The 17,895-nt window shown below is 63.1% G+C and carries 16 protein-coding genes; 10 read left to right on the top strand and 6 right to left on the bottom strand.

What is annotated here, in order from left to right:
• Window positions 1–24 precede the first annotated feature (24 nt).
• The 6 genes from ACB033_RS20500 (at window position 25) to ACB033_RS20475 (ending at window position 8,128) form a co-directional block, all read left to right on the top strand.
• Window positions 25–309: a hypothetical protein gene (locus tag ACB033_RS20500; protein WP_240041765.1), complete on the top strand. Its 285-nt coding sequence runs from the start codon at window positions 25–27 to the stop codon at window positions 307–309.
• A 10-nt stretch (window positions 310–319) separates the two neighbouring features.
• Window positions 320–2,014, top strand: a complete 1,695-nt coding sequence (gene kdpA / locus ACB033_RS20495) for a potassium-transporting ATPase subunit KdpA (protein WP_139725593.1) — start codon at window positions 320–322, stop codon at window positions 2,012–2,014.
• Between the two features lie 55 nt (window positions 2,015–2,069).
• On the top strand, window positions 2,070–4,127 hold the full coding sequence (gene kdpB, locus ACB033_RS20490) for a potassium-transporting ATPase subunit KdpB (RefSeq protein WP_139725594.1): 2,058 nt from the start codon (window positions 2,070–2,072) through the stop codon (window positions 4,125–4,127).
• Between the two features lie 60 nt (window positions 4,128–4,187).
• Entirely contained in the window at window positions 4,188–4,715 is a 528-nt protein-coding gene (locus ACB033_RS20485) for a potassium-transporting ATPase subunit C (RefSeq protein ID WP_139725595.1), read from the top strand.
• 102 nt (window positions 4,716–4,817) lie between these two features.
• The gene (locus ACB033_RS20480) at window positions 4,818–7,406 is read left to right on the top strand and encodes a sensor histidine kinase KdpD (RefSeq protein ID WP_139725596.1); all 2,589 of its coding nucleotides are present in this window, start codon (window positions 4,818–4,820) and stop codon (window positions 7,404–7,406) included.
• Between the two features lie 38 nt (window positions 7,407–7,444).
• The gene (locus ACB033_RS20475; RefSeq protein WP_017780324.1) at window positions 7,445–8,128 is read left to right on the top strand and encodes a response regulator; all 684 of its coding nucleotides are present in this window, start codon (window positions 7,445–7,447) and stop codon (window positions 8,126–8,128) included.
• A 4-nt stretch (window positions 8,129–8,132) separates the two neighbouring features.
• Here ACB033_RS20475 and ACB033_RS20470 read toward each other — a convergent pair whose 3' ends face one another.
• Window positions 8,133–9,260: a multidrug effflux MFS transporter gene (locus tag ACB033_RS20470; RefSeq protein ID WP_126880803.1), complete on the bottom strand. Its 1,128-nt coding sequence runs from the start codon at window positions 9,258–9,260 to the stop codon at window positions 8,133–8,135.
• Between the two features lie 92 nt (window positions 9,261–9,352).
• On the opposite strand from ACB033_RS20470, the gene ACB033_RS20465 reads away from it, so the two are divergent.
• Window positions 9,353–10,177, top strand: a complete 825-nt coding sequence (locus ACB033_RS20465; RefSeq protein WP_126880804.1) for a helix-turn-helix domain-containing protein — start codon at window positions 9,353–9,355, stop codon at window positions 10,175–10,177.
• On the opposite strand, the gene ACB033_RS20460 is transcribed toward ACB033_RS20465, so the two are convergent.
• Window positions 10,107–10,340: a hypothetical protein gene (locus ACB033_RS20460; RefSeq protein ID WP_005307116.1), complete on the bottom strand. Its 234-nt coding sequence runs from the start codon at window positions 10,338–10,340 to the stop codon at window positions 10,107–10,109. The two genes, ACB033_RS20465 and ACB033_RS20460, sit on opposite strands and share 71 nt — an antisense overlap.
• 282 nt (window positions 10,341–10,622) lie before the next feature.
• Here ACB033_RS20460 and ACB033_RS20455 point away from each other — a divergent pair, with 282 nt between their 5' ends.
• The gene (locus tag ACB033_RS20455) at window positions 10,623–11,873 is read left to right on the top strand and encodes a valine--pyruvate transaminase (protein ID WP_017766634.1); all 1,251 of its coding nucleotides are present in this window, start codon (window positions 10,623–10,625) and stop codon (window positions 11,871–11,873) included.
• Between the two features lie 74 nt (window positions 11,874–11,947).
• On the opposite strand, the gene ACB033_RS20450 is transcribed toward ACB033_RS20455, so the two are convergent.
• Both ACB033_RS20450 and ACB033_RS20445 read right to left on the bottom strand, forming a co-directional pair.
• Complete coding sequence (locus ACB033_RS20450) at window positions 11,948–12,388, bottom strand: Hsp20 family protein (protein ID WP_042027063.1); 441 nt, start codon at window positions 12,386–12,388, stop codon at window positions 11,948–11,950.
• 93 nt (window positions 12,389–12,481) lie between these two features.
• Window positions 12,482–12,895 (bottom strand): Hsp20 family protein, encoded by a 414-nt coding sequence (locus tag ACB033_RS20445; RefSeq protein ID WP_010635612.1) that lies wholly within the window; start codon window positions 12,893–12,895, stop codon window positions 12,482–12,484.
• A 236-nt stretch (window positions 12,896–13,131) separates the two neighbouring features.
• Here ACB033_RS20445 and ACB033_RS20440 point away from each other — a divergent pair, with 236 nt between their 5' ends.
• A complete protein-coding gene (locus ACB033_RS20440; protein ID WP_371140720.1) occupies window positions 13,132–13,836 on the top strand; it encodes a helix-turn-helix transcriptional regulator in 705 nt (234 codons plus the stop codon).
• A 66-nt stretch (window positions 13,837–13,902) separates the two neighbouring features.
• Window positions 13,903–14,280 (top strand): VOC family protein, encoded by a 378-nt coding sequence (locus tag ACB033_RS20435; RefSeq protein ID WP_139725598.1) that lies wholly within the window; start codon window positions 13,903–13,905, stop codon window positions 14,278–14,280.
• Window positions 14,281–14,382: 102 nt separating this feature from the next.
• On the opposite strand, the gene gyrB is transcribed toward ACB033_RS20435, so the two are convergent.
• Together gyrB and recF are read right to left on the bottom strand one after the other, a co-directional pair.
• Window positions 14,383–16,794: a DNA topoisomerase (ATP-hydrolyzing) subunit B gene (gene gyrB, locus ACB033_RS20430; protein ID WP_017766631.1), complete on the bottom strand. Its 2,412-nt coding sequence runs from the start codon at window positions 16,792–16,794 to the stop codon at window positions 14,383–14,385.
• A complete protein-coding gene (gene recF / locus ACB033_RS20425) occupies window positions 16,791–17,894 on the bottom strand; it encodes a DNA replication/repair protein RecF (protein ID WP_017787844.1) in 1,104 nt (367 codons plus the stop codon). The genes gyrB and recF overlap by 4 nt, the downstream gene beginning before the upstream one ends.
• Between the last annotated feature and the right edge of the window lies 1 nt (window position 17,895).

The raw sequence follows: 17,895 nt of genomic DNA, 5'->3' as shown, positions 1-17,895 counted from the left end.
TTTGTGACCATGCGATAAGCATGTTTGAAGCTGGCCTGTCACTATCAGGTCAGCCTCAGCAACTTGCTACCAAACCCGGCTCAGGCCGGGTTTTTCGATCTTTCCCCTCCCCCAAATAGCGCCCACACCTGCTTTTTTACGCCGATTTTACGCCTGCCAAATCCGGCTTTATGGCGCCTTTACGCCGGTTATTCCTACCATTTGGTCGTCAATTACACCAATGGAGTCGATATGAATTGGCTATATCTGCTGCTGGTCCTCGCCCTCGCGGGCTATCTGCTGCGCGCCCTTGCGCGCACCCATGAGTGAGGAACCGGATATGTGGCAAGAGATCATCTATCCCGTCGCGTTCGTACTGCTGGTGCTGCTGCCGGCGCCTCTGCTTGGCAACTACCTCTATCGGGTATTTGAGGGCAAGAGTCGCTGGCTGGCTCCCGTCGAGCGCGCCACCCTGGCCTGCTGTGGCACGGACGGGCGCGAGCAGGACTGGAAGTCCTACGCCTTCAGCCTGCTGGCCTTCAACGGCGCCGGCTTCGGTCTGCTGTTCCTGATCCTGCTGGCGCAGGGGCTGCTACCCTTCAACCCGCAACAGCTGCCCGGGTTGAACTGGCAACTCGCTTTCAACACCGCGGTCAGCTTCATGACCAACACCAACTGGCAGGCCTACTCCGGCGAGGCCAGCCTCTCCTACTTCAGCCAGATGGTGGGGCTGACCACCCAGAACTTCGTCTCGGCCGCCACCGGCGCCGCCGTCGCCATCGCCCTGTTTCGCGGCATCGCCCGCCAGCAGACCACCCACCTCGGCAACTTCTGGCAGGATCTGGTGCGCTTCTGCCTCTACGTGCTGCTGCCGATGGCATTGATCCTGGCGCTGCTGCTGGTCTGGCAGGGGGTACCCCAGAGCCTGTCGGCCTACCTGCCGTTCCACGCGCTGGAAGGCCAGGAGCAACTGTTGCCGCTCGGCCCGGCTGCCTCGCAGATCGCCATCAAGCAGCTCGGTTCCAACGGCGGCGGCTTCTTCGGCGTCAACTCGGCCCATCCGTTCGAGAACCCGACCGCCCTCTCCAACTGGCTGGAGATGGTCGCCCTGCTGACGCTGGCCGCCGCCATGGTCTGCACCCTGGGTCGCTACGTGAAGGACCTGGCCCACAGCCGTGCCATCCTCGTCGCCATGACCCTGATGATGGTGATCGGGCTCTTCGTCTCCATCACCCAGGAGCTGAAACCAGACCCTGCCCTCGCCCAGCTCACCACTGACGCCAGCAACATGGCCGGCAACTGGGAAGGCAAGGAGAGCCGCTTCGGCCCCCTGCTCTCCAGCATCTGGGAAGTGGCGACCACCAGCGCCTCCAACGGCTCGGTCAACGCCATGCACGACAGCTTCACACCTCTCGGCGGCATGGTCGGCATGATCAACATGCTGCTCGGCGAGGTCATCTTCGGCGGGGTCGGCTCCGGCATCTACGGCATGATGCTGTTCGTGCTGCTGACCGTATTCCTGTGCGGCCTGATGGTGGGGCGTACCCCGACCTATCTGGGCAAACGGCTCGGCATCACCGAGATGAAATGGGTGGTCGCCAGCATGCTGGTAATGCCGGTCGGGGTATTGGTTATCGGCGGCATTACCCTGCTGATGCCGGACTCCGCCACCGTCATCGGTCACGACGGCCCCCACGGCCTGTCCCGGCTGATCTATGCCTACGCCTCGGCCGCCGGCAACAACGGCTCCGCCTTCGCCGGCCTGGCCGCCGCCGACAGCTGGCAGTGCATCGCCATCGGGCTGGCCATGCTGCTCGGCCGCTTCGGCTACATCATTCCGGTGCTGGCCATCGCCGGCCAGCTGGCCCGCACCCCGCGCCAGGAGCGAAGCGAGGGGGACTTCCCCGTCAGCGGCCCGCTCTTCATCACCCTGCTGATCGTCACCGTGCTGCTGATGGGGGGTCTCTCCTTCCTGCCGGTGCTGGCGCTGGGTCCGGTGGCGGAACACCTGAGCCTGCTGGGAGGTGCCTTCTGATGCTGCACACCTCACTGATCGCCGTGGTCAACTATTCGATGCTGGGAGCTTTCCAATGAGCAAGTCCGCTTCAATGAGCACCGACACCCTCAAGGTGAAGGGCAAGAAACAGAAATCACAGATCATGCAGGCCATGGTGGAAGCCCTCTATCGCTTCAACCCCAGGGCGCTGCTCGGCAGCCCCATCCTGTTCACCCTCTGGCTGGCGGCCGTGATGGCCAGCGTGGAGTCGCTGCTGGGGCAGCCTGTCTCCGGCGTCGCTCCTTCGCTGGCCTGGCAGCTGACCGCCTGGCTCTGGCTCACCCTCTGGTTTGCCAACTTCGCCGAGACCCTGGCCGAGGGGCGCGGCAAGGCGCGGGCCGACAGCCTGAAGGCGGGCATGAGCCAGCTCAGGGCGCGCCGGGTCACCCATCCGCAGGATGACAAGGGGGAGTGGGTGCCAGCCACCAGCCTGCGCAAGGGCGATCTGGTGCTGGTGCGCAGCGGCGAGATGATCCCCGCCGACGGCGAAGTGGTCGCCGGCATCGCCTCGGTCAACGAGGCGGCCATCACGGGGGAATCCGCCCCCGTCATCCGCGAGTCGGGCACCGACCGCAGCGGCGTGACCGGCAACACCACCGTCGTCTCCGACGAGATCTGGGTGCGCATCAGCAACAATCCGGGCGAAAGCACCCTGGATCGGATGATTGCGCTGGTGGAAGGGGCCAAGCGCCAGAAGACCCCCAACGAGATGGCGCTGGACGCCCTGCTGGTGGGGCTGACCCTGATCTTCCTGCTGGTGGTGGCCACCCTGCCCTGGTTCCTCGACTACAACGGCACCCAGGTGCCCCGGCTCTACCTGCTGGCGCTGTTCATCACCCTGATCCCGACCACCATCGGTGGTCTGCTCTCCGCCATCGGCATCGCCGGCATGGACCGGCTGGTGAAGCTCAACGTGATAGCCAAGTCCGGCCGGGCGGTGGAGGCCGCCGGCGACGTGCGCACCCTGCTGCTGGACAAGACCGGCACCATCACCTTCGGCAACCGGATGGCGGATGAACTGATCCCGGCCCCCGGTATCGATCCGGCCCTGCTGGCCCAGGCCGCCATGCTGGCCTCGCTCGGTGACAACACGCCGGAGGGCAAATCCATCCTGACCCTGGCTGGCAAGAGCCACACCAGACCGAGCCAGCTGGAGAGCGACATCCTGATCCCCTTCAGCGCCGAGACCCGGCTGAGCGGGCTGGATCGCAACGGTCATCAATATCGCAAGGGGGCGGTGGATGCGGTGCTGCGCTACCTCTCCCTCGATCGCAAGGCGGTGCCCGAGCCCATTCTCAAGTCGGTGGACAGCATAGCTCGCCAGGGCGGCACCCCGCTGCTGGTCTGCACCCACGAGAAGCTGCTGGGGGTGGTGTTCCTCAAGGACATCATCAAGCCGGGCATCAAGGCCCGCTTCCAGATCCTGCGCCACATGGGGATCCGCACCGTGATGATCACCGGCGACAACCCGCTGACCGCCGCCGCCATCGCCGCCGAGGCCGGGGTGGACGACTTCATCGCCGAGGCGACACCGGAGAAGAAGCTGGCCTACATCCGCCAAGAGCAGGCCGACGGCCGGCTGGTGGCCATGTGCGGGGACGGCGCCAACGACGCCCCGGCGCTGGCTCAGGCCGACGTAGGGCTGGCCATGAACGAGGGCACCCAGGCCGCCAAGGAGGCGGGCAACCTGGTGGATCTCGACTCCAACCCCACCAAGCTGCTGGACGTGGTGCTGGTAGGCAAGCAGCTGCTGGTGACCCGTGGCGCCCTGACCACCTTCTCCATCGCCAACGACGTGGCCAAGTACTTCGCCATCCTGCCGGCCCTGTTCATCGCCGCCTATCCACAGCTGGGGGCGCTGAACCTGATGCAGCTGGGCAGCCCCGAGAGTGCCATCCTGTCGGCCATCATCTTCAACGCCCTGATCATCGTCGCGCTGGTGCCGTTGGCCCTGCGCGGGGTCAGCCTGCAGGGCACGGCAGCCAGCCTGCTGCGCCGCAACCTACTGATCTACGGTGTCGGCGGTCTGATTGTGCCCTTTATCGGAATCAAGTTGATCGACCTGGTCATCACCGGCCTGGGGCTGGTGTAACGGCATTACCGGATGCGGGGCAGACCCGTATCCACTCAACGCATTTGGAGTAACCACATCATGATCGCAATCAGAACCCTGCTGACCCTGACCCTGCTGCTGGGAGTGGCTTATCCGCTGGCCGTCACCGGGCTGGCCCAGCTCATTTTCCCCTGGCAGGCCAACGGCAGCCTGCTCACCAATGACAAGCAGCAGGTGGTCGGCAGCGCCCTGCTGGCCCAGAAGTTCGAGCGGGCCGACTACTTCCACTCCCGCCCCTCCGCCAGCGACTTCGCCACCATAGGTGGCGGCGCCAGCAACCTGGGGATGAGCTCGCCGCTGCGAGCCGAGTTTGCCGCAGCGGCGGCAAAGGCGCAGCCGGAAGCCAGGGTCCCCGCCCTGCTGACCCGCTCCGCCTCCGGCCTCGATCCCCATCTGCCCCTCGATGCGGTGCTGGCTCAGGTGGAGCGGGTTGCCGGGCAACGAGGGCTGGATCCCGTTCGGCTGACGGAGCAGGTCAAGTCGGCGGCACAAGCTGGTATCCTTGGCCCGCGGGTGGTCAACATTCTCCAGTTGAACCTGCAACTCGATCATCAAAAGGGCGCCTGAGGGCGCTCCTTGCCGTTCGGGAAGGCTCCCTTTCGACAACGGGGACAAGCATGAGCAATGAGGTCACGGCCGCGGTTCGGCCGATGCAATGGGAGCGCGGGGATGCGTGATGAAGTGAGGGCGGACGCCCTGCTGGCGAGCCTGGAACAGGAGCACAGGGGCAAGCTGAAGGTGTTTCTCGGCGCCGCCCCCGGTGTGGGCAAGACCTACGCCATGCTGCAGGCGGTGCGGGAACAGGCCAGAGAGGGGGTCGACATCCTGATCGGGGTGGTGGAGACCCACGGTCGCCAGGAGACCCTGGCCCTGCTCGACAAGCTCGCCATCCAGCCGCGCAAGCTGCACCTGCACCGCCAGCAACGGCTGGAGGAGATGGATCTGGACGGCCTGCTGACCCGCAAACCCGCCATCGCCGTGGTGGACGAGCTGGCCCACAGCAACGCCCCCGGCAGCCGCCACGAGAAGCGCTGGCAGGATGTGGAGGAGCTGCTCGGCGCCGGCATCGACGTCTACACCACCCTCAACGTGCAGCACCTGGAGAGCCTCAACGATCTGGTGTGGCAGCTGACCGGGGTCAGGGTCAAGGAGACCCTGCCCGACCAGGTACTGCTGGAGGCCGACAGCCTGGTGCTGATCGACCTCCCCCCCAAGGAGCTGCTCGGCCGCCTCAAGGAGGGCAAGGTCTATGTGCCCCACCAGGCCAAGGCCGCCCTGCAGTCCTTCTTCTCCCTCAACAACCTGACCGCCCTGCGGGAGCTGGCGATGCAGACCGCCGCCAGCCACGTGGAGGGGGATCTGCAACTGCAGTGGCAGGCCGCCGGCAAGACCACGCTGCCACTGAGGGGCAAGCTGATGGTCTGCCTCGGCGACGAGCACGGCGCCGCCCTGGTGCGCTACGGCCACCGCTTCGCCCAGCGCCGCCAGTTGCCCTGGCTGGTGGTGCACGTCGACAGCAAGGGGCAGCGTTCCGCCGAGCAGGAGCAGGCGCTGGCGCTCGCCTCCCAGCTGGGTGCCAAGGTGCTGACCCTCTCCAGCCCGGCGGTGGCCGACGCCCTGCTGGAGACGGCCGAGCAGCAGCAGGTGTCGCAACTGCTGCTGGGCAAACCTCACAAGGCGCCGTGGCGCCGCTCGCTGGTGCAGCATCTGCTCAGGCAGGCACAGGGGCTCGAGATCACCCTGGTGGACACAGAGAAGCGCAAACCCGGCCTGAACTGGCAGCCGCTTCACCCCAAGGACATTCGCCAGAGCCTGCTGGCGGTAGCCATCATGGGGACCACCTCAGCCGCCGTCTGGGGGCTGTCCCACTGGCTGCCGCCCGCTTCCCTGCCCATGCTGTTCGTGCTGGGAGTGCTGGCCACCGCGCTCACCACCAGCCTGATGCCCGCCATCCTGGCAGCCGTGCTGGGCTTCGTCGGCCACAACCTGTTGTTCACCGTCCCCTACTTCTCCCTCAGCGTGGCCAGCCACAGCGACCTGCTCACCCTGTTCGTGCTGCTCATCGTCGGCATCACGGCCGGACGGCTCGCCTCCCGTCAGCGCCAGCAGCTGGTCGGCCTGCGCGAGACCCAGCAGCTGGGCAACGCCCTGCTCTCCCTGAGCCAGGGGCTGGCCACCGCCAGCAGTCCGGTCGAGGTGCTCAGGCAAGGGAGCCAGGCCATCTCGCTGGCACTGGGCCAGCCGGTGTTTGCCCTCGATCGGCACTACCAGTACTGGGCCGGCTCGACCGAGCACAAGCCGGGGCAGACCGACAAGGCGGCCATCGACTGGTGTCTGGCCCAGAAGCAGAGCGCCGGTGCCCACACCGCCACCCTCAACGCCGCCGAGGCCCAGTACCATCACCTCAGCGATGACCTGGTGCTGGGCATACTGCTGGCCAATCCGCTCGCCTCCTCGGCCGAGCATCAGCTGCAGGCGCTGCTCACCGATATCCGCGCCGCGCTGGCCCGGATCGACCTCAACGAGCGGCTGGCCGACAGCCAGCTGCAGGCAGAGACCGACCGGATGCGCGCCGCCCTGCTCTCCTCGGTCTCCCACGATTTGAAGACGCCGCTCGCCACCATCATGGGGGCCGGCAGCACCCTGCTGGAATATGGTGACCGGATCAGCAGCGAAGACCGCAGCGAGCTGTTGCACTCGGTGCAGGAGGAGGCGCGCCGCCTGCACAGCTATGTGCAGAACCTGCTGGACATGACCCGCATCGGCTCACCCGACTTCCAGCTGAAACGGGACTGGGTCGATCTGGCGGATCTGGTGGAGAATGCCCGCCGCCGGCTCGACTCTTCCTGGCGCCAGCACAAGCTGCTGGTGCACTTCGATCAGCAGATCCCCCGGCTCTATGTGCACGGCGCCCTGATCGAGCAGGTGCTGGTCAACATCCTCGACAACGCCTCCCGCTACTCGCCGGCCGGCACCCCCATCGAGTTCAAGGTGATGCTGGCGGACCCCGACCTCATCATCGACATCATAGATATCGGGGTCGGTATCGCCGAGTCGGACCGAGACAAGATCTTCAACCTCTTCTACACCCAGCCGGTTGGTGATTGCGGCAGCCGCGGTACCGGGCTTGGCCTCGCCATTTCCCGCGCTATGATAGAGGTCCATGGGGGCCGCATCTGGGCCTTTTCCGGCCCCAACGGCAACGGTACCTGCATGCGCATCTCCCTGCCGCTGGCCCTCAATGCACCGGCGGCCTGATGGTCGCCGCCCTTTTTCATCAGCGAGCTGGAGGTTGAATGGCTCACATACTGGTCATCGACGACGAGGCGGCCATCCGCCGTTTTTTGCGGATCAGCCTGATCGCCGAAGGCCATCAGGTCAGCGAGGCCGTTGGCGTCAACGAGGGTGTGGCGCAGTATCGCCACCTCAACCCCGACCTGGTGATCCTGGATCTAGGCCTGCCGGATGGGGATGGTCTCCAGGTGTTGCAGGCCATTCGCGAGCACCATCAGCATCCGGTACTGGTGCTGTCGGCGCGGGACTCGGAGCAGGAGAAGGTGCGCCTGCTGGATGCTGGAGCCAATGACTACATGAGCAAGCCGTTCGGCGTCGGCGAGATGATGGCCCGTATCCGGGTGCTGCTGCGCCAGCGGGCCGGGGTCAGCAGCGGTGAGTGCCGCCACTTCCCCCAATGCGGGCTGACCCTGGACAGCAGCAGCCACAGGGTCACCCTGGGGGAGGAAGAGGTGGCCCTCTCCCGCAAGGAGTTCGCCCTGCTGCAGGCGCTGGTGTGCCACCCCGGCAAGCTGGTGCTGCAGACCCAGCTGCTCAACGACATCTGGGGGCCGAGCCACAAGGAGGACACCCACTACCTGCGCATCGTCATCGCCAGCCTGCGCAAGAAGCTGGGGGATAACCCTCAAGACCCCGCCCTTATCGAGACCGAATCCGGCATCGGCTACCGCTTTATCGGCAGCTGATGTTTCACGTGGAACGACGCCAGCAACAACACAGGGCCAACAGACCGCATCCACCGAGCAGCAGACCGAGATCCTGCAAGCTGGCTGCAACCGCCAACCCCAGGCTAAGCAGCAGGTAGTAACCGAGCCCGAACAGGGCGCCGGCACTGCCCGCCACCTCCCTATAGGCCAGCAGCGCCTGGCTCAGCACATTGGGGATCGCCAGCCCGAATGCCACTACCACTCCCGTCATGGGCAGCAGAAACCAGAGCGACGCCTGGCTGGCCCACACCAGCCAACCCGAGCCCAGAGCCAACACGGCGGCGAGCCGGATCAGGGAGGCAGGCGACCAGCCAAGCCCCAGCAGACGCTTGTTGAACAGACTGCCCCCCAGGGTCGCCAGTGCCAGCACGATACCGGAGTAACCAAACTCACCCGCGCTCAACCCCAGCCCGGCAAACAGAAAGGGCGCCAGACTGTAGTAGCCGAACAGCATGGTGTTGAACAGCGCCACCAGAGCGGCGCTGCGCCACAAGCCGCTATCACGCACCATCCGGCATGCCAGCGGCCAGAGTGCCACTCGCTGGGTGGTGATCGGTCGGGTTTCCGGCAACTGCCGGCAGGCCATCAGCAACAAGCCGATTGCTAGTGCCAGCAGGGCGCCAAATACCCCGAGATAACCAAAACCATCGGCCAGCAGTCCGCCGCTCATCAGCCCCAGCACTGGGCTGAGGGAAAGCGCTATGCCCATCACCGAAAAGACCCGCGCCAGATCGCTGCCCTGATAGCTGTCGCGCAGCATGGTCTGGGTCACCACTGAGCCCACGGCGGCGCCGAAGGCCGCAATGACCCGGGCCAGCAGCAGGGTTTCAAACTCAGTGGCCAGCAACGCCAGCAGGGTGCCGGCGCCATAGGTCAGCAACCCCGCCAGCATGGCTGGGCGCCGACCGATGAGATCGCACAACCGACCCCAGCACACCACGCCCGCCGCAAACGCCAGAAAATAGACCGACAGGGTCTGGGATGCCTGCCCCTCGCTCACCCGAAACTCAGTGGCGATATGGGTCAGTACCGGGCTGTAGATGGTCTCCACTATCTGGGGAAACATCATCAGCCCAACCACCAGCCAGAGCGGTGGCAACTTGTTGTTCATGACAAACCTCCTTCACTAGAGGCCGTCATTCTAGAGTGACGCCGATTGTCCGATTACAATAAGCGAGACTATAAACATCAATAATCGGACACATGGCCTTTATTCTTCCCGATCACCCTTTTGATCCTGACCAGCACGACGGCAGTGCCATCGGTATCGCCGCCGCCCTCGGCTGGCACGACTCTGGCCGCCACCAGCACAGGCGCCATCAGCTGCTGTTCGCCCAGGCCGGCTGCATGACCATAGAGCTGGACGATCAGGTCTGCCTGCTGCCGCCGACGCGGGCCGCCTGGTTGCCGGCGGGTCTGCCCCATCGGGTGCTGATGCGCGGGGTGGTGGCTTATCGCTCCCTCTATTTCACAACCGAACCCTGCTTGCCGGCCGAGATGGCGGTGCTGGCGGTCAACCCGCTGCTGCGGGAGATCATCGAACGGATGGCGCTCTGGCCGTGGGACAAACCGGAGGCAAAGCAGACCTGCACACTGGCATTATTGAAAGAGGAGCTGGCGCAAGCGCCGCGGGAATCCTGGCAGTTGCCGCTGCCGTCAGACGTGCGTCTGGCGGGCTGGCTGCAGGAGGTGAAACAGGGCGATGCCCTGCCCGATCGGCTCAACCGGCTGGCCGAACGGGTGGGTGCCAGTGACAAGACCATAGGCCGCATCTTCATGCGGGAGACCGGCATGAGCTACCAGGCCTGGCGTCAGCAGTGGCGACTGCTGCGGGCGCTGGAGCTGCTGGCCGAAGACGAGCCCATCAGCCGGGTGGCGGCTGCGCTGGAGTTCGCCAGCGACAGCGCCTTCATCGCCTTCTTCAGGCAACATACGGGGCAGACCCCCTTGCGCTATCTCAACTCTCGGGGTGAGTCGCATCGGCCGAGCTCGCCTCCACCACCAGGGTATCCAGCGCCAGCGGCTTGAGGTTGTGAATGGCTTCCGCCACCACGGCATGGGAGGCCTGCTGCTGCTGGGCCAATATTTCCTGCTCCAGCTTGACGCTGTCCAGTTCGGGTCTGGGGTATTCGTCGGCCATGACGTTCAGGCTCAGGCTGCTGGCAATCAAGGTTGCGATCAGGATTTTCATCTGGTGTGCTCCGGTGTGGTTGAGATGACCAGATAACTATTCCAATTGTCGTGCCACATCTATAACAGCATGATTTTGTTTAAATTAATTGTTTTTAGATAATAAATAGCTCCAGTTGGAAAACACCCTGTGGTCAGGGTTGAACCAACAAGTGGTTATTTTCACCACACTAGATTTTGCCTGCTGTTCCACGTGGAACGTCCCATCTTTTTGATCGACACCCGCTTTTAAACTGAGCTATGGTGCTAGCTCCCCCGTAACTGACTCTGGATCTGTCACCGAATGGAATTTTCCTTGTTCGGCGAGAAGTTCACTCGCCATGCCGGTATTACCCAACTCATGGATGACCTTAATCAGGGGCTGACCAATCCGGACGCCATCATGTTGGGTGGCGGCAACCCAGCCCCCATCCCCGCCATGCTGGAACGCTTTCAGGCCGAGGCCAAGAGCCTGCTCGACAACGGCGAGCTGGTGAAGGCGATGGCCAACTACGATGGCCCCCAGGGCAAGGACAGGTTCACCAAGGCGCTGGCGGCCCTGCTCAGCAAGGAGCTGGGTTGGGAGATCTCCGCCCGCAACATCGCCCTGACCAACGGCAGCCAGAACGCCTTCTTCTATCTATTCAACCTGCTGGCGGGCGAATTTGCCGATGGCCGCAAGAAGAAGGTGCTGTTCCCGCTCGCTCCCGAGTACATCGGTTATGCCGACTCGGCACTGGCGGACGACTACTTCGTGGCCTACAAACCCACCATCGAGAAGCTGGCCGATGGCCAGTTCAAGTACCACGTGGACTTCGAAAGCCTGCAGGTGGGTGACGACATCGGGGTGATCTGCGTCTCCCGGCCGACCAACCCGACCGGCAACGTGTTGACCGATGAAGAGATCGAGCACCTCGATCAGATCGCTCGCGACAAGGGCATTCCGCTGCTGATCGACAATGCCTATGGCGTCCCCTTCCCTGGCATCATCTTCAGCGAGGCCAAGCCGTTCTGGAACGCCAACACCATCCTCTGCATGAGCCTCTCCAAGCTGGGGTTGCCGGGCACCCGCTGCGGCATCGTCATCGCCGACGAGAAGATCATTCAGGCCATCACCAACCTAAGCGGCATCATCAATCTGGCACCGGGCAGTCTGGGCCCCGCCATCACCATTCCGATGATCGAGAGCGGCGAGATCATCGCCCTCAGCGAACAGGTGGTGAAACCCTTCTATCGGCAGAAGGCGGAGCTGGCGGTGCAGCTGCTGCGCGAGGCGATCCCCGATCCGCGCTTCCATATCCACAAGCCGGAAGGTGCCCTCTTCCTCTGGCTCTGGTTCGAAGACCTACCGATCCACTGCCAGGCACTCTACGAGCGACTGAAGGCGAAGAACCTGCTGATCGTGCCGGGCCACTACTTCTTCCCTGGCATCGACGATCCGGAGTGGCGTCACAGCCGGGAGTGCATCCGCCTCAACTACTCCCAGAGCGAGGAGCTGGTGCGCCGCGGCATCGCCATCCTGGCCGACGAGATTAACGCCCTCTACGCCGGCTAATCCGCCCGGCGATACAAAAACAGAGAGGCCTGCGAATGCAGGCCTCTCTTCTATCAGCTGGTCAGCGGTACTGTTTAGCCGGGCAGCGCCAGCTGCTCGGGCTTGCCGATGGGGATGGCGCGGGGCTTGAGCGCCTCCGGCAGCTCGCGGGCCAGCTCTATGGTCAGCAGGCCATGCTCCAGCTTGGCGCCCTGCACCTCTACATGCTGGCTCAGCTTGAAGGCGAGCTCGAAGTCCCGCTCGGCGATCCCCTGATGGAGGAACTGGCGCTCGCCCATGGAGGCAACCTTGCGCCCCTTCACCTTGAGGGTGCCGTTTTCGGTCTCCAGCTCTAGCTCATTGCGATCGAAACCAGCAACGGCAACCGTGATGAGGTAGCTGTCGTGATCGCGTTTTTCGATGTTGTACGGGGGGTAGGCCGAGGTCTTCTGATCGAACAGGCCTTCCAGCTCACGGGCCATCCGCTCAAAGCCGACGGCATTGGAATAGAGATGAGAAAAATCGAGGTTACGCATGATCCTATCCTTCTATAAAGCAACAGGGTTTACTCTCCACGGGCCCGTCAATCGGCACCCGGGAAACATCAACAATGCAACGAGGTCAGGCTATCAGCCGTTGATCTCGATCTTGCGGGGCTTCATCGCCTCGGGCACTTCGCGCACCAGGTCGATGTGCAGCAGGCCGTTCTTCAGATCGGCCCCCTTCACCCGCACATAGTCGGCCAGCTGGAAGCGACGCTCGAAGCCGCGTTCGGCTATGCCTTGATAGAGGTAGTTACGCTCGGTATCGGCCTGCTTGTTGCCCTTCACCGTCAGCAGATTTTCCTGGAAGCTCAGCTCCAGCTCTTCCTGGGTAAAGCCCGCCACCGCCATGCTGATGCGGTAGTCGCTGTCACCCAGCTGCTCGATGTTGTAGGGGGGATAACCGGCATTGCCATTGCTGGCGGCAGATTCGATGAGATTGGCCAGACGATCGAAACCGATGGCAGAACGATAGAGCGGAGAAAAGTCGATAGAACGCATAGTATTATCCTCTTTTGAGCAATAACCGATTGTTTGCCCTCCTGATGGACGGGCGCCTGGTCGAAACCTCTGTCGAGCGTTCCGGCCTTGTTATCTATATAGGGGCCCGCTGTCGGCTTTCAAGGGCTCTGATCGAAAAATCTTCTCTCCGCCCATTTGCTGGCTTTTTCCTTATTGGGCTTCCTCCTCCAGTCACAAACATGGCACCCTGAGCGGAGATCTTGAGGAGTCACATCATGTCCCGTTCCGAACGCCTGTTGGCTTTGCTGCAACTGCTGCGCGGCCACCGCTACGCCATTACCGGCAGCGAGCTGGCCAGCCAGCTTGGCATCAGTCTGCGCACCCTCTATCGGGATATTGCCACCCTGCAGGCACAGGGCGCCCACATCGAGGGGGAAGCGGGTATCGGCTATGTGCTGCGCCCCGGCTTCATGCTGCCGCCGCTGATGTTCAGCGAAGAGGAACTGGATGCGCTGGTACTGGGCTCACGCTGGGTGGCGGCCCATGCCGATCATGCCCTCAGCACCGCCGCCAGCAGCGCGCTGGCCAAGATAGAGGCCGTGCTGCCCACCGACTATCGCCAACAGCTGCATGCCAATGCCCTGCTGATCGGCACTGCTCGCGGTGACAGCCCCGTCGATGAGGCTCCGCTGCGCAGCGCCATCCGCCAGCAGCGCAAGGTGACTCTGCACTACCGTGATCTCAAGGAAGCGAGTTCGGAGCGTACCGTCTGGCCCTTCGCCCTCGGCTACTTCGATCAGGTGCGGGTACTGGTGGCCTGGTGTGAGCTGCGCCAGGGCTTTCGCCACTTTCGGGTGGACAGGATCAGCACGATGCGGCTGGAGGCGGAACCTTATCCTGGCAGTCGGGAGCGGCGGCTCAAGGAGTGGCGCGCCAGCCAGCAGATCCCGCAGCCCAGATTCATTGCTGACAGAAACTGACAGCAGGCGGCGCCATGCTGATGGGGTCGGCGCCGATGCGCCATCTCATCAGCAAGGAGCATCACCATGTTAGTCCCCCAGTTCACCATCCTCTACGTTGCCGACCCGACCCGCAGTGCGCTCTTCTACCGCGAGCTGTTCGGCCGCTCACCGGTGGAAGAGTCCCCCACCTTTGCCATGTTTGTGTTCGAGTCAGGCGCCAGGCTGGCACTCTGGTCCAGCGCCACGGTCGAACCCGCCGTGACCCAAACGGCCGGGGCCATGGAGCTGGCCTTCGCCCTCCCCGATGATGCCGCCGTCGATCACCAGTCTGCGGAGTGGCAGGCACGCGGGCTTACCCTCATCCAGGCACCGACCCGGATGGAGTTTGGCTACACCTGTATGGCCCTCGACCAGGACGGCCATCGTCTGCGCCTCTACTGCCCTGCACCTGAACTGGGGTAATCGGGTTCAATGTTCCACGTGGAACGAGCCACTTCCTCCACCAGAAAAACAAAAAGCCGCTCACAAGGGAGCGGCTTTTTTATATCGTACTGATGCGTCGAATTAGACGTCGAGGTTGGCCACGCGCAGGGCGTTGGTCTCGATAAAGTCGCGACGCGGCTCTACTGCGTCACCCATCAGGGTAGAGAAGAGCTGATCGGCACCGACGGCATCATCGATGGTAACGCGCAGCATGCGACGGGCTTCCGGATCCATGGTGGTTTCCCACAGCTGGTCCGGGTTCATCTCACCCAGCCCTTTATAGCGCTGGATGTAGATGCCGCGCTTGCCTTCGCCCATCAGCCACTCGACCGCTTCGACGAAGCTGGCGACCGGCTTCACCTTCTCGCCACGCTTGATGTAACCGCCTTCCTCGATCAGGTTGGCAATCTCCTTGCCCAGCGAGACCAGTTGACGGTACTCGGAGGATTGCAGGAAGTCGTAGCTGATCGGGTATTCGCGGTCGACACCGTGCTGACGTACCACGGCGTGCGGCACGAACAGACGGCGCTCTTCATCGCGGCGCACCTGCATCTGGTACTGGATGCCGTGGTTGCTCTCGTTGAGCACGGCTTCCATGCTCTGGCACCAGGCCTGCAGATCGCTCTCGCTGGTCAGCAGTGCTTCGTTCAGTTCCGGCTGATAGATCAGCTGGGTCAGCACGGCTTCCGGCGCACGACGGGACATGCGGGTGATGAGGTGGGTCACGGCGCGATGCTGGTTGACCAGACGCTCCAGCGCCTCGCCACCGATGGCCGGGGCAGACTCGTTGACGTGCAGGGTCGCACCGTCCAGCGCCATGGCGGTCTGGTACTGCAGCAGCGCATCTTCGTCTTTCAGATACTGCTCCTGCTTGCCCTTCTTCACCTTGTAGAGCGGCGGCTGGGCGATGTAGACATAACCACGTTCGATGATTTCCGGCATCTGACGATAGAAGAAGGTCAGCAGCAGGGTACGGATGTGCGCACCATCGACGTCCGCATCGGTCATGATGATGATGTTGTGATAGCGCAGCTTGTCCGGGTTGTACTCGTCGCGACCGATACCACAGCCCAGTGCGGTGATCAGGGTGCCCACCTCCTGGGAGGAGATCATCTTGTCGAAACGGGCCTTCTCCACGTTCAGGATCTTGCCCTTGAGTGGCAGGATGGCCTGGTTCTTCCGGTTGCGACCCTGCTTGGCGGAACCGCCAGCAGAGTCCCCTTCCACTATGTAGAGTTCGGAGAGCGCCGGGTCTTTTTCCTGACAGTCGGCCAGCTTGCCGGGCAGACCGGCGATATCCAGCGCGCCCTTGCGGCGGGTCAGTTCGCGGGCCTTGCGGGCTGCTTCACGGGCACGGGCCGCATCGATGATCTTGTTGACCACGATCTTGGCATCGCCCGGGTTTTCCAGCAGGAAGTCGGCCAGCTTCTCGCCCATCGCCTGTTCGACGGCGGTCTTCACTTCGGAAGAGACCAGCTTGTCCTTGGTCTGGGAGGAGAACTTGGGATCCGGCACCTTGACGGAGATAACGGCAATCAGACCTTCACGCACGTCATCGCCGCTGGCGGCAGACTTGGCCTTCTTGCTGTAGTCCTCTTTGTCCATGTAGGAGTTGAGGGTACGGGTCAGCGCGGTACGGAAGCCCACCAGGTGAGTGCCGCCATCACGCTGCGGAATGTTGTTGGTGAAGCAGTAGACCCCTTCCTGATAGGCGTCGTTCCACTGCATCGCCACTTCGACGCCGATGCCGTCCTGCTCGGTGGTGAAGTGGAACACCTTCGGATGGATCGGGGTCTTGTTCTGGTTCAGGTACTCGACGAACGCCTTGATGCCGCCTTCGTAGCAGAAGTGCGCCTCGCGGCCGTCACGCTCGTCCATCAGACGGATGGAAACGCCGGAGTTGAGAAAGGAGAGCTCGCGCAGGCGCTTGGCCAGGATCTCGTAGTGGAACAGGGTGTCGCTGAAGATGGTCGGGCTCGGCCAGAAGCGCACTTCGGTCCCGGTGGTGGTGGCATCGCCGATCTGCTTGAGCGGGGCCTGTGGCTCACCCAGGTGATAGGTCTGCTCGTAGACGTGACCGTTGCGACGGATGGTCAGCAGCAGCTTGTCAGAGAGCGCGTTCACCACGGAGACGCCCACGCCGTGCAGACCGCCAGACACCTTGTAGGAGTTATCATCGAATTTGCCGCCGGCGTGCAGCACGGTCATGATGACCTCTGCGGCGGAGCGACCCTCTTCCGGGTGAATGTCGACAGGAATGCCGCGGCCGTTGTCACGGACGGAGACGGAACCATCGGAGTGGATCTTGACCTGAATATCGGAGCAGTAGCCAGCGAGCGCCTCGTCAATGGAGTTATCGACCACTTCGAACACCATGTGGTGCAGGCCCGAGCCATCATCCGTATCGCCGATATACATCCCCGGGCGCTTGCGGACCGCATCCAGGCCCTTCAGTACCTTGATATTCGAGGAGTCGTAAGTATTTTCACTCATAGCTTACTCTCTGCCTTCTCTAACGTTTCGGAGATCTTGCCTTGTTCCACGTGGAACAACTTGCAGTCATTCGCATCCATCATGTCTGCGAGCTGACCGGTGTCGATGGCGGTGATGAACACCTGGGACGCACACTGCTTCAGCCTTGCGGCCAGCAAGCGGCGCTTGTCGACATCCAGTTCAGAGGCAAAATCGTCAATTAAAAAAATACAGCCACGGCTGCTATGTTGATTCAAATAGAGCCCTTGGGCCAGTCGCATGGCACAGACCAACAACTTCAACTGACCCCTGGACAAAATATCCTGAGCGGGCACGCCGTTCGCCTTGAGGCGCACATCGGCCTTCTGCGGACCAACGCCCGTGTAACCCAGCGTCCGATCCCGCTCAAACCCCGCCTCTAGCAATTCATTGAGCGGGGTATCTTTTTCCCAGCCTCGATAGAATCCAAGGCTGATGTCGAATTCCGGCAAAAAGTCCGCCGTCATCTCCTTGATCAGGGGGGTAATGGCCTGACAATAACTGGCGCGAAACTCGGCCAGCTCTCCCCCCAACCGCACCAACTCCTGATCCCAGAACGCCAGTTGGCGATACTGGGTGCTCTGGCGCAGCAGTGCATTGCGCTGTTTCAGCAGCCGCCGTACCCGTCCCCACAAGGAGAAGAAGGTCGGTTCCTGATGAAAAACACCCCAGTCGAGCCAGGCTCGGCGAGCCTGGGGCCCGCCGGTCAGCAGGTTGAAGCCATCCGGGTGGATCAGCTGCACCGGCAGCAGCTCGGCCAGGTCGGCCAGGCGCTGGGCCTGGGCACCGGCAATCTTGAGCTGGGTCTCGCCACTCTTGTCCTTGGCGAGACCAATGGGCACCTGGCGCCCTTCCAGTTCGCACTGGGCGAACAGGGTAAACGCCCTCTCCCCCTGGCGGATGACCCGCCCGGTCAGGTGAGTGCGAAAGGAGCGACCGAGACCGAGGTAGTGAATGGCTTCCAGCACGCTGGTCTTGCCGCTGCCGTTGCACCCGACCAGGATATTGAGGCCGGGTGACAGCGCGAGACTGGCCTGCTGGATATTGCGAAAGTCGCTGAGCTGGAGTTTGACCAGGGACACG

The organism is Aeromonas sp. S15(2024) (assembly GCF_041402265.1).
GTDB lineage: Bacteria > Pseudomonadota > Gammaproteobacteria > Enterobacterales > Aeromonadaceae > Aeromonas > Aeromonas dhakensis.
The sequence above is the reverse complement of the archived record's forward strand: the minus strand, read 5'-3'. Positions and strand labels throughout refer to the sequence as shown.